Below are 12137 nucleotides of genomic sequence, written 5' to 3'. Positions count from 1 at the left end.
GCTATAAGATAGTGAATTAAAAAGTGCAGCACAAAATGTTAATGTTTTGTGGTGCACTTCACTTTATAGCCTTTTTAAGTTTAGTATACTTGTGAAACAAAACTACTTACAATTTATCCCAGGGGTCTGGCCCTCATGGTTTGCGTTTCATAAATAAGTAAGCTATACAGATAATAACTGAAATACCTAAAGCAAAATAAAACCCCATACGTTGGTCGGGAACGCCTAAGGAAAATATAAATAAAACAAATATTGTTACTAATGTGATAACTGTCGACCACGGAGCACCAAATGCTAAAGGGGATTTGTAAATTTCCTGATTTGAAACAGTTCTTCGCCATAGTAAAAAGCAAACTAAAATAATACCTAAACTAAAGAATGAAAAATAAGCTGATCCCGAAATTAAATAATTGTAAATTTTGCTTGGCAAAATGTAAGAAGCTATAATGATAGCAACTAGCCCTATAGCTGTAATAATCAAGCTTCCATAATATACCCCATTCTTACCTTCTTTACTCACAAAGGCTGGAGCTTCATGAGAGTTTCCTAAGGCAACTAGCATCACTATGGCGGAATAGTATGTTCCTGTCATTACAGAAAATGATGCCACCAGGACCACTGCATTCATGATTGAAGCCGCAAAGGGGATATTAATTGCCTCTAAGGCTGATATAAAGGGCGATTTCCCGGTTGAAACTGTATTCCAGGGGGTTAGGGAGACAACTGTTAAAATTGAGGCTACATATAAAAAAACCAATACTACGAGAAGTATAAGCATGGCCTTTGGTATATCATTTCTTGGATCTTTAACCTCCGATGATGCCATAGCAACTACACCAATGCCAGCATAGGAAAAAATAACAATTAACATTGACTGGAGTAATCCCATTAAACCTTTGGGGAATAGGCCTCCGTTACCTAATAGAGTCTTAATTCCAACTGGATGAGTAGTAGTAAATACTCCAAACATTGCTGCGACACCGATTATAATGAATAATACTAAGGCTGATACCTTAATAAAAGACATAACCGTTTCAATTTTACCAAAGCTTTTCAAGCCAAATGCATTTATAGCAATTACTATTGTTGAATAAACTATTGCCAATAACCATACAGGAGCATTTGGAAACCACAGTTTTGAAAATATAGCCATTGCAATGGTCTCAGACCCTATACTTAGAACGGCTGCTATCCAAAAGGTCCAACCTACATAGAATCCCATAAAAGATCCTAAGATTTTTTCAGCGTAGACCTTAAAGGAACCAGTAACGGGATAATTGACAGACAGGGAGGTCAGTGCACCTGCAATCTGGGTTATTAATAAACCACCCAGCAGATAAGCAAAAATCACTCCGGGACCAGCATAGCTTATAGGTAGCCCTGACGCGAGAAAAAAACCAGATCCAATGATACCACCTAGCCCAATCCACAGTAAATTCTTGGCGGAGAGCTTATGCTCCTCCTGTTTACTATCTTCCTGTGCCATAAATTCATCTTTACTTATTTTCTTTGAAGGAATTGCTTGTTTTGTTTTCAATTTTCTATACCTACCTTTTTACTTTTTATCTAGAAATTATTTTTCCAAAAAAATTAGAATTTATACTAATTATTGATATATAAGGAATAATGAAACACAAAATACAGCGAGTATTAAGCTTGTGGATTATTTGAGAAATGTATTATGGAAGCCTGGACAAAGGTGAATACAGAATAGTAAAATTAAAAATAAGCTTTTTTAATGCATAGGTATAGCGCTGTTGATAAACTTTTATGGATAATAGTTAAATTTGTGTTTAGAATAATTTGGAGTATAAATATATTGATAGAGATGATAATTACGGATGCTTTATAAAAATCTTATTCATATGTATTCAAATAACAATTATTAAAATTTTAATCAAAGGAGAGATAATAATGAATTTAGAAAACATTAAGAGTTCCATTGTAACTAATGTATATCACATTCCCGCTGATAAGAAGGTACCTTTGCACAAACATCCAAAGCATGATGAAATTTTCTACTGCATCAAAGGTGAAGGTTTTGGTGTGTTGGAGGATAGAGAGGTCGAATTGACAATAGGTAAAGCTTTTATTGTTCCTGCAGGAGAAATGCATGCTTTACGCTCAGATAGCAATTTATATGTTAGTTCTTTTTTGATTCCTGTTGTTGAAGAGTAAAACTATATATGCTATCAATGACTATATATTATGACTTATTAAAAAGTGAAATCTTAAAAAAAACTAAGTAAAAAAGTCTACTTTATGCCCACTACGGTGAACCGCATCATAAATAGGTGCGGTTTTTAGTTTTAAAATCAAAGATACAAACATATTATAAATTAATTGCTATGTTTAAATAAAATGTATTTTTGATGAAAGGTATAAATGGGTATGAAAAATATTAATATAAAAAAGCTTTTTGAAAAAAAGGCTACAGGAAATGTTATTATTTTAATAGCTTCGATTTTATTAATATATTTATTTATTTCATTGTATTTTACTAATCACTTATTTTTTAATACAGTAATAAATGGAGTAGATGTGTCATTAAAATCACATGATGATGCAGAGAATACAATTAGAAGTTACATTAAAGATTATAAGTTAAAGTTAATAGAAAGAAATGACGAAGAAGAAGAAATAACAGGGCAGAATATAGAAATAGAGTACAATGAAAAAAATAGTATTTCTAAAATTTATCATGTGCAAAGTTCATTTAAATGGATAAGTTCATTATTAAAGGACCAAAAATATTATGTAGATGATTTAATTGTTTATAATAAAGATAATTTAGAAGATAAAATAAATAAATTAAATTGTTTAAATAAAGAGATTATAGAACCGCAAAATGTAAGTTTTAAATATTCAGATGGTTCATATAAAGTGATTAAAGAAATATATGGAAATAAGATAAATAAAGATAAATTAAAGGCCGCTATAGAAATGAGTATATTAAAAGGAGAAGTAAAACTAGATTTAAATGAAAATCTTTGCTATGAAAATCCAAAGTACACCCTATGCTCTGACAAAACTTTTGAAACTAAAAGTTTACTAGATAAGTGTGTAACAACAAAAATCACTTATATATTTGGAAGTAAAAATGAAATATTAGATGGGAATATAATAAATGAATGGCTTGGTGTTGGTGAAAATTTAGAAGTAGTAATAAATGAGAAGGCAGTTAAGGAATATGTGCAAGGACTTAGTAAAAAATATGATACAGCTGGAGCAGCAAGAAATTTTAAAACCTCTATAGGTAAAATAGTAGAAGTTACGGGGGGATTTTATGGATGGAAAATTAACTTAGCTGATGAAACAAAAGCATTACTAGAAAATATAAAGCTTGGTGAAATACTTGAAAAAGAACCTATATATGCTCAAAAGGCTTTGTATAGGGAGGAAGATGACATAGGCAATAGTTATGTAGAAGTTAATATAACAAGACAGCATTTATGGTTTTATAAAGATGGAAAGCTTATAACGCAGGGTCCTGTAATAACTGGAAATCCAAATAATGGTAATCATACTAAGCTTGGAGTCTATATGCTTAATTATAAACAAAAGAAAGCAGTTTTAAGAGGACCAGATTATGAAACTGAAGTAACTTATTGGATGCCTTTTAACGGAAATATAGGAATACACGATGCATACTGGAGACATTCTTTTGGAGGACAGATATATAAGAACAATGGAACTCATGGATGCGTAAATACCCCATTATATGTAGCTAAAACAATTTTTGAGAATATAGAAGATGGAACTCCCATTATTTGCTATGAAGAATAGTGCCACCCACATGGCAAGTGGCAAGATCACAAAGCATCTGGAAAATAGCAGATGCAGAGCTGATGAGAGAGCATGCTACTTTAAGTTTCATCAAGTGGTTTATGGATATAAATTAAGGGAACTGAATGTTCCCTTAATTACCTAATTATATAAGTAGCGGTGGTTCTCTTCAGCAGCTTCTGCATCTGCTTTAGTTTCATGTACTGTACCATGTGGATGCTGAGGTGGTGCATAAATAGAGTACAATTTAATTGGTTTATTTCCTGTATTGATTAGATTGTGCCATTTACCAGCAGGTATTATGAACGCAAAATCATCACATACTTTTGCTTGAAAATTTAACTTATCTTTTCTATCACCCATTTTAACAAGTCCTTCACCTTCTTCAATACGTATGAATTGATCCAGGTCAGGATGAAGCTCTAAACCTATGTCTTCTCCAACATTGATGCTCATCAATGTGAGTTGCAAATGATTTCCTGTCCATAAAGCGGTACGGAACGTATTGTTTTGCTTAGTAGCTTCTTCAATATTGACTACAAAGGGTTTTGGGCCATAATCCTTTAACTTAATTAAACTATTATTCTCTGATTCATTAGGTACATACTGATTGTCAAATTGTCCCGAAAAGTCTGAATTATAAATTGGTTGGTTAATGCAATAAGGACATGGTTTCATTTTATTAGCATTACTCATATTGTATGGGTCATGCCTTACTGCATTCATGTAATAAGGACATAAACACATTTCACAAAAATCGCACATAGTTCTAATTCCTTTCATAAACTCTTAACATTTATATTATATGATTTATGTTTAGATAATGTGACTGGATTTATGGGGCCAGACCCCTGGGTAAAAATGGAATAAAAATATGGTAAAATAGTAAATATAGATTTTCAGGTGATGTGATTAATATTTAACAAATTAATTTTATATTATGTATTATTGTAGTGATATTTATTGTGTGAAAGTCTGTGGAATTTATGTAAGTACACAACAGGAGGTAATGTGATGCTGCATGAAAGAAGATCTAAGATAATACAAATGATTTCAACGGATAGAATGGTCAAGGTCAGTGAGCTATGTGAATTGTTCAATGTATCCATAGAGACAATACGTCGTGATTTGGAATACCTAGAGAAAAACGGATATTTAAGTAGAGTTTACGGAGGCGCAATTATTAAATCTGCATACGGACTGGAACCGGAATATTCCTCTAGAGAAATCAAGCATTTGCCTGAAAAAACGGCTATAGGAGAGATGGCAGCACAGTTAATTAAAGATGGTGACACAATTGCCATAGATGTAGGGACAACCACCTTGGAATTTGCAAAGGCACTTAAGGAAAAGAAAGGAATAACAGTTTTGACCAATGCAATACCTGTTGCTATAGCTTTATCAGATAATAAGGATATACGAGTTATTATGCTTGGTGGGGATGTTAGAGGAGGGGAATGTTCTACCTCAGGATTCTTAGCGGAAAAGTCTATGGACATGTTTAATGTTGATAAAGCCATAATTGGTATTGGCGGCATTACAGCAGATGGAGGGGTTACAGACTATCATATAGAAGAAGCTAATCTGCGCAGGCACATTATTGATAGGGCAGAAAATGTTATAGGTTTAGCGGATTTTAGTAAGTTTGGCGTAGTTGCAATGAATAGGATATGTAATGTTGAAGAGATAACCACAATAGTTACGGATAACAAAGCACCTCAAAAGATAATATCGGATATAAGAAATAAAGGTGTGAGTATTATAATTGCAGATATAAATAAATAATAAGCAAATTAATTTAGAGCAGAGAAATCTGCTCTTTTGTGATAAATGTGGACTTTTATGGAATTTAAATAATTAGTGCAAACTTATAAATAATCTGTATGTATATACATTGTTAAAAATATGAAAATCAAGCTGAATGAAAATGTTTTCTATAGCTTAATGATAGATGTTTTGAAATAAAAATATAAAAAAGATCTAAAATTATAGTAATATTATCAAATTTTAATAAATAAGATATAGATGTAAATACATAATATGTAGTCACAAATACACATTTCCATGTAATAAATTAATTTAGGGGGGATATTTATGACCTTTGACAAGATGATCATGTGGGTCATGGCTATTGGAATTCTTCTAGGGGCTTTAGACAAAATTATTGGTAACAAATTTGGCTTAGGAGAAAAATTCGACGAAGGCTTCAGTGCTATGGGACCCTTGGCTTTAGGAATGGTTGGTATTGTTTGTCTGACTCCTGTTATTTCTAAGGTTTTAGGACCAGTTATTATTCCTATATTTACGGCAATGGGTGCTGACCCTGCAATGTTTGGTGCGATACTAGCAAATGATATGGGGGGATATCCACTTGCTATGGAGCTTGCACAAAGTGAACAAGCAGGTCTTTTATCAGGACTTATTGTTGCATCAATGCTTGGATGTACTTTAGTTTTTTCAATTCCTGTTGGTCTTGGACTTATTGAAGAAGAAGATCAACCATTCTTCGCAAAGGGATTACTAATAGGTTTAATAGCCATTCCCTTTGGTACAATTATAGGCGGTCTTATAGCAAAGTTTGATACAATGCTTATCTTAAAAAACAGTATTCCTGTCATTATTTTTTCAGCAATCTTAGCTTTAGGCTTAAAGTTTATTCCGAGTAAGATGATTAAAGGATGTATGGTTTTTGGTCAATTCATTACAGTTGTTATTTATATTGGACTAGCTGCTGCAGCCTTTGAATTTATAACCGGAGTTGTAATAATTCCTGGTATGGCACCAATTATGGATGGTATGTCAATAATAGCAAGTATTGGTATCGTTCTTCTTGGTACATTCCCTATACTTTCAATTTTGGTTAAGGTTCTTGATAAGCCACTTAATAGTATAGGACGAAAAATTGGTTTAGATGCAACAAGTGCAGCTGGTATTGTTTTTACATTAGCAAATTCAATACCAGTATATAAAATGATGAAGGACATGAATCACCGCGGAAAAATAGTAAATACAGCATGGCTAGTACCTGCTACAGCAGCCCTTGGAGATCACCTTGGTTTTGCTGCAGGAGTTAGACCAGATATGATTACACCAATGGTTCTTGGAAAACTTTCTGCAGGTGTCATAGCTGTTGCACTAGCAATTATAATGAGCAAGAATATTTCATCTGAGATAGAACAAAGTACACAAATTAAAAAACGTAATGCTGAAAAAAATAAAACTGTTCAAGCTTAATTTATTGGGGAGGTTAATAAAAAATGGGGAAGTATTATTTAGGACTTGATCAAGGAACAACTGGTACTACGGCGTTATTGTTTGATGAGAATTGGGATGTTATGGCAAAGGGATATAAAGAGCATACACAATATTATCCGAGTCCCGGCTGGGTTGAACACGATCCTATGGAAATTTGGAATAGGATATTAGAATCCATTGAAATGGCGGCAAATAGTGCAAATATCTCTGTTTCAGATATTAAATGTATGGGGCTTGATAATCAAGGGGAAACAGTGATGCTTTGGGATAAGTATTCAGGTCAGCCTGTGTATAATGCAATTGTTTGGCAGGATAAAAGAACGGCTCGCATGGCCGATGAACTTTCTAAAAATTATGGTGACATGATTAGGGAAAAAACAGGGCTTGTTGTAGATGCCTATTTTAGTGCAACAAAAATCAAATGGATAATTGATAATGTTGAAGGTGTAAAAGATAAAATAGCTGAAGGACGAGTTATAGCGGGCACGCTAGATACTTGGATGATTTGGAAACTTACCCATGGAAAAGTTCATGTAACGGATTATTCTACAGCTTCAAGAACAATGCTTTTAAATATACACACAGGACAGTGGGATGATGAGATATTAAAGGCAATTGGTATTCCAAAGAGCATATTACCTGAAATTCATGATAGTGCAGAATTATATGGTTATACTGATCCACTAGATTTCTTTGGTGCAAAGATTCCTATATCCGGTTCTGTTGTTGATCAGCAGGCAGCTTTATTTGGTCAGGCTTGCTTTGAACCTGGAACAGTAAAGACAACTTATGGAACAGGATGTTTTATGCTTATGAATACAGGGGATAAGCCAGTATACTCTGAAAATGGACTATTAACCACCGTTGGCTGGGGCATAAATGGGAAAAAGATTACCTTTGCACTTGATGGAGGCATCTACATTGCTGGTGCTGCAGTACAGTGGCTAAGGGACGGAATTAAAATTATTGGAAAGGCTAACGAAACTGAAGAAATGGCTAAAAGCGTTGAAAATACTGGCGGGGTATATTTTGTTCCAGCATTTGCAGGACTTGCGGCACCACACTGGGATCAATATGCAAGAGGAACCATTGTAGGAATTACGGGAGGAACAACAAGAGAGCACATTGCAAGAGCAACTCTTGAAAGCATTGCTTATCAAGTAAAGGATAATCTTGATGTTATGGTAAAGGATTCAGGTATTCCTATTGAAGTTATGAGAGTAGATGGAGGTGCAGTTGCTAATGATTTTCTAATGCAGTTTCAAGCAGATATATTAGGTATTCCTGTAGATGTGCCTGTGATTACTGAAACCACAGCCCTTGGAGCAGCATATCTTGCAGCCTATGGAATAGGTGGATTCAATGATCTTAAGGAGCTATCTAGTAACTGGAAGCTATACAAGAGATATGAACCTAAAATGAGCGCTGAAAAGAGAGAAGAATTATTACATCATTGGCATAAAGCAGTTGAGAGAGCAAAAAATTGGGAAGAAAATTAAAAAAGAATATCCATTTGGTCAGGTAAATCACCTGGCCAAATGCTTAAATATAGAAGGGAGATTTGACTATGTTAAAAGCAGATGTGGTTATTATAGGAGCTGGTGCTGTTGGATGTGCCACTGCAAGAGAGCTTTCAAAATATAAACTAGATGTTATTGTAGTTGATAAAAACGAAGATATTGGAGGGGATGCTTCAAAATCTAACAGTGCTATCATACATACAGGTTATGATGCGACTCCAGGAACACTTGAGTCAGAGCTAGTGGTTGCAGCTAACCCAATGTATGATGAAATTACTAGGGATTTAGATGTACCCTTTAAGCGTATAGGAGCTATTTTACCTGCTATTACCGATGAGCAGCTTGAAAAGTTACCATCTATAAAAGAAAAAGCCTTCAAAAATAGAGTTTATGATGTTGAATACCTTACAGCAGAACAAATCTTAGAGATGGAGCCAAATTTAAATCCTGAGGTTAAGGGAGGACTTTACATTCCACGTGAAAGCATCATTGACCCATTTATATATGTAAGTGCCTTAGCAGAAAATGCCAGTGTTAATGGAGTAAGTTTTCTTTTTAATACAAAGGTTATGGGAATTAATGTGGGAAATGGGAAAATTAAATCCGTTGAAACAACAGGAGAAACAATTGAAACTACTTATGTAATCAATGCTGCAGCTTTATATTGTGATGAAATTGCAGCTATGGTTGGAAAGAATGATTATAAAGTAGTTGCTCGTAGAGGACAATTTTATATTTTGGACAAGAACACATGTTGTAAAGTGAATAAAATTGTACTTCCTATACCTACAAAAATTACAAAAGGTAAATTGATGTGTCCAACTATTCATGGAAATATGCTTGTAGGTCCAACAGCGGAGGATTTGGATAATAAGGTTGATAAGTCTGTAACTGTAGAGGGACTTGACAGCATTTTTGAAGATGTAAAGAGGCTTGTGCCTAATGTAAATATAAAAGATACCATTACTCAATACAGTGGATTACGTCCAAATAGAAATCCTGAGGGACTTCACGTTGATATGTATGATGATCTTGAAGGCTATGTAAATCTTTCAGGAGTACGTTCAACGGGATTAACACTTTCTATTGCCATAGCAAAATATGTGGCACAGATGATGATTTCTCACGGCATGAATGCAGAGTTTAAGAAAGATTTTATATCTAAGAGAAAGGGTATTAAGCGCTTCCATGAACTTTCACTAGAAGAACAGGAAAAGGCAATAGCTGAAAATCCTCTTTATGGAAATATAATATGCCGATGTGAAACCATAACAGAAGGGGAAATTGTTGAAGCAATAAACAGGCCTTTAGGAGCAAAGAGTATGGATGCAGTAAAACGCCGTGTTCGCGCTGGAATGGGACGCTGTCAGGGAGGATTTTGCGGACCTAAAGTTTTAGAAATTATTGCTCGTGAACTTGGAATTACCCCTGAAGAGGTAAATAAAAATAATGAAGGTTCATACATGGTTGTAGGTAAAACTAGATAGGAAGAGGTGGATATAAATGTTTGAGATAAAGTGTGATGTTGCAATTATAGGCGGAGGCCCTGCTGGACTTTCTGCTGCTGTTGCTGCGAAAAAAGAAGGGGCAGAAAAGGTAGTTATTATTGAACGTGATTCTAATATAGGCGGTATACTTCAGCAGTGCATTCATCCAGGATTTGGACTAACTTATTTTAAAGAAGAACTGACAGGTCCTGAATATGCAGGAAGATTTGGGGAAGAGGCCTTAAGTCTTGGAGTAGAAGTTTTGTTAAATTCAATGGTACTTGAGGTATTGCCAGAAGAAAATGCAGTAATATGTGTAAGTTCTAAAAATGGAATTACTAAGGTTAATGCAAAAAGTATTGTTTTATCCATGGGATGCCGTGAAAGAACAAGAGCAAATATAATGATACCAGGTACAAGGCCCTCAGGTATTTATACCGCAGGAGCTGCACAAAGGCTTATAAATAGACAAAATGAAATGGTAGGAAGAAAGATTGTTATCCTAGGTTCTGGAGATATTGGAATGATTATGGCAAGACGTATGACCTTAGAAGGAGCAAAGGTTGAGGCTGTTATAGAAATTATGGATTTCTTAGCAGGCTTAACAAGAAATAAAGTTCAGTGTCTTGATGATTTTAATATTCCACTTAAGCTATCTCACACTATTACTAGAATTGTTGGCAATCAGCGTGTAGAAGGGGTTTATGTTGCTGAAGTTGATAAGGATAAAAAGCCAATTAAAGAAACAGAAGAATTTATTCAGTGTGATACATTACTTTTATCTGTAGGCTTAATACCAGAAAATGAATTAACAAGAAAAGCTGAAATCCAAATGAATCACATTACAAATGGACCAGCTGTAAATCAATATATGCAGACATCAGTTGATTCAATATTTGCCTGTGGAAATGTGGTTCATGTAAATGACCTGGTGGACAATGTAAGTGTTGAAAGCATAAAAGCTGGCACCTATGCAGCAAAGCATGCTATGGGAATATTCCCTAAGACTACTAAAGTAGTTCAAGCAGTAACTGGAAACAATATTCGTTACTTATGCCCACAAAGGATTAATATTTCAGAAGAAGATGAAAAGGTTAAGCTGTATTTCCGCGTACTAGCTCCAGATTCAAAGGTAAAAATTAGAGCAACATCAGATGGAGAGGTCATTGCAGAGAAAAAAGCAATACGCATTAACCCAGGTGAAATGGAAAGTATTGAAATTATTACATCAAAGATTTCCGGTGATGAAGTTACTGTAGAAATCATAAAGGAGGCATAGCAGCATGGTAAAGGAAATTATTTGTACAATTTGCCCTATAGGCTGTCATATTACTGTTAAAGGCGAAGGAGATAATATTGAATCCATAGAGGGATATACCTGTAACCTTGGCCTCGAACACGCAAAAGCAGAATTTAGTCATCCAGTACGTATTTTAACAACAACTGTAAAACTAGAGAGTGAAACTTCCCCATTGCTTGCAGTTCGTTCTAATAAACCAGTGCCTAAACAATTAATCATGGATTGTATGGAAGAAATCAAAAAGGTTAAGGTCACCCCTCCTGTAAAGAGATACGACGTAATCATTAAAAATATCTGCGGCTGCGGCGCTGATATTGTTGCCACAGGCAGCATTGAGTGAGGGGTCAGACCCCTGGGTAAAAATGGAATGAAAATCGGATCACCCACAGGGCAAGTGGCAAGTGATATGTTGATAAAGCATGGCTTTTAGAGGCCATGCTTATTTTTATGTAGATTCCTCTGACTTTATAGTGAGAGGCTGTGCCTTATTATTACACTTTTTTTGAAGTTTTTAAATAAAGTAATTTATTACATCTATAAGATTTTATATGTTACAATGTATGTATAGGTAAAAACTTGAATTTAGTTGTAAAGTATACCTACTATATAATTCAAAGGATAATGCAAGAAAAGTTTTTTGTTTTTGCGTTAATAAATAGGAGGGAATAAGATGTTTCAAGATAAGACTCTTTCTGAATTGAACGAAATTGCAAAAGAATTAGCTTTAAATAATCAATGGGATGATACTACTATTAATGTAAATAAAAAGATCATAAGCAAAAAATCCAA

10 protein-coding genes are annotated in these 12137 nt (G+C 34.3%); 8 read left to right on the top strand and 2 right to left on the bottom strand.

Going from position 1 to position 12137, the window contains the following annotated elements; translation table 11 throughout:
- Positions 1 to 133 precede the first annotated feature (133 nt).
- Positions 134 to 1537 (bottom strand): amino acid permease, encoded by a 1404-nt coding sequence (locus CRN98_RS12680; RefSeq protein WP_097027795.1) that lies wholly within the window; start codon positions 1535 to 1537, stop codon positions 134 to 136.
- A gap of 377 nt (positions 1538 to 1914) precedes the next feature.
- On the opposite strand from CRN98_RS12680, the gene CRN98_RS12675 reads away from it, so the two are divergent.
- The gene (locus CRN98_RS12675) at positions 1915 to 2178 is read left to right on the top strand and encodes a cupin domain-containing protein (RefSeq protein WP_097027794.1); all 264 of its coding nucleotides are present in this window, start codon (positions 1915 to 1917) and stop codon (positions 2176 to 2178) included.
- Positions 2179 to 2391: 213 nt separating this feature from the next.
- Positions 2392 to 3786 carry a L,D-transpeptidase family protein gene (locus CRN98_RS12670; RefSeq protein WP_097027859.1) on the top strand — a complete coding sequence of 465 codons (1395 nt, stop codon included), beginning with the start codon at positions 2392 to 2394 and terminating at the stop codon, positions 3784 to 3786.
- Between the two features lie 141 nt (positions 3787 to 3927).
- On the opposite strand, the gene CRN98_RS12665 is transcribed toward CRN98_RS12670, so the two are convergent.
- Positions 3928 to 4551, bottom strand: coding sequence for a cupin domain-containing protein (locus CRN98_RS12665; protein WP_423237102.1), 624 nt, complete (start codon positions 4549 to 4551; stop codon positions 3928 to 3930).
- Positions 4552 to 4800: 249 nt separating this feature from the next.
- On the opposite strand from CRN98_RS12665, the gene CRN98_RS12660 reads away from it, so the two are divergent.
- The 6 genes from CRN98_RS12660 (at position 4801) to CRN98_RS12635 (ending at position 11688) form a co-directional block, all read left to right on the top strand.
- Entirely contained in the window at positions 4801 to 5571 is a 771-nt protein-coding gene (locus tag CRN98_RS12660; RefSeq protein ID WP_097027793.1) for a DeoR/GlpR family DNA-binding transcription regulator, read from the top strand.
- A gap of 309 nt (positions 5572 to 5880) precedes the next feature.
- Positions 5881 to 7020, top strand: coding sequence for an ethanolamine utilization protein EutH (locus CRN98_RS12655; RefSeq protein ID WP_097027792.1), 1140 nt, complete (start codon positions 5881 to 5883; stop codon positions 7018 to 7020).
- A gap of 23 nt (positions 7021 to 7043) precedes the next feature.
- The gene (gene glpK, locus CRN98_RS12650; RefSeq protein ID WP_097027791.1) at positions 7044 to 8540 is read left to right on the top strand and encodes a glycerol kinase GlpK; all 1497 of its coding nucleotides are present in this window, start codon (positions 7044 to 7046) and stop codon (positions 8538 to 8540) included.
- 68 nt (positions 8541 to 8608) lie between these two features.
- Positions 8609 to 10048: an NAD(P)/FAD-dependent oxidoreductase gene (locus CRN98_RS12645; RefSeq protein ID WP_097027790.1), complete on the top strand. Its 1440-nt coding sequence runs from the start codon at positions 8609 to 8611 to the stop codon at positions 10046 to 10048.
- Positions 10049 to 10064: 16 nt separating this feature from the next.
- The gene (locus CRN98_RS12640) at positions 10065 to 11327 is read left to right on the top strand and encodes an NAD(P)/FAD-dependent oxidoreductase (protein ID WP_097027789.1); all 1263 of its coding nucleotides are present in this window, start codon (positions 10065 to 10067) and stop codon (positions 11325 to 11327) included.
- A gap of 4 nt (positions 11328 to 11331) precedes the next feature.
- The gene (locus CRN98_RS12635) at positions 11332 to 11688 is read left to right on the top strand and encodes a DUF1667 domain-containing protein (RefSeq protein WP_097027788.1); all 357 of its coding nucleotides are present in this window, start codon (positions 11332 to 11334) and stop codon (positions 11686 to 11688) included.
- The last annotated feature ends 449 nt before the right edge of the window (positions 11689 to 12137 follow it).

Origin of the sequence: Clostridium peptidivorans, from assembly GCF_900205925.1 — a bacterium.
In the GTDB taxonomy this organism is placed as follows: Bacteria; Bacillota; Clostridia; order Clostridiales; family Clostridiaceae; genus Clostridium_AK; species Clostridium_AK peptidivorans.
The sequence above is the reverse complement of the archived record's forward strand: the minus strand, read 5'-3'. Positions and strand labels throughout refer to the sequence as shown.

What these genes read in the sequence shown, in the direction of transcription:
- CRN98_RS12675 (WP_097027794.1), top strand. Translation starts at nt 1,915, where the DNA reads ATGAATTTAGAAAACATTAAGAGTTCCATTGTAACTAATGTATATCAC.
- CRN98_RS12670 (WP_097027859.1), top strand. Translation starts at nt 2,392, where the DNA reads ATGAAAAATATTAATATAAAAAAGCTTTTTGAAAAAAAGGCTACAGGA.
- CRN98_RS12665 (WP_423237102.1), bottom strand. Translation starts at nt 4,551, where the DNA reads ATGTGCGATTTTTGTGAAATGTGTTTATGTCCTTATTACATGAATGCA.
- CRN98_RS12660 (WP_097027793.1), top strand. Translation starts at nt 4,801, where the DNA reads ATGCTGCATGAAAGAAGATCTAAGATAATACAAATGATTTCAACGGAT.
- CRN98_RS12655 (WP_097027792.1), top strand. Translation starts at nt 5,881, where the DNA reads ATGACCTTTGACAAGATGATCATGTGGGTCATGGCTATTGGAATTCTT.
- glpK (WP_097027791.1), top strand. Translation starts at nt 7,044, where the DNA reads ATGGGGAAGTATTATTTAGGACTTGATCAAGGAACAACTGGTACTACG.
- CRN98_RS12645 (WP_097027790.1), top strand. Translation starts at nt 8,609, where the DNA reads ATGTTAAAAGCAGATGTGGTTATTATAGGAGCTGGTGCTGTTGGATGT.
- CRN98_RS12640 (WP_097027789.1), top strand. Translation starts at nt 10,065, where the DNA reads ATGTTTGAGATAAAGTGTGATGTTGCAATTATAGGCGGAGGCCCTGCT.
- CRN98_RS12635 (WP_097027788.1), top strand. Translation starts at nt 11,332, where the DNA reads ATGGTAAAGGAAATTATTTGTACAATTTGCCCTATAGGCTGTCATATT.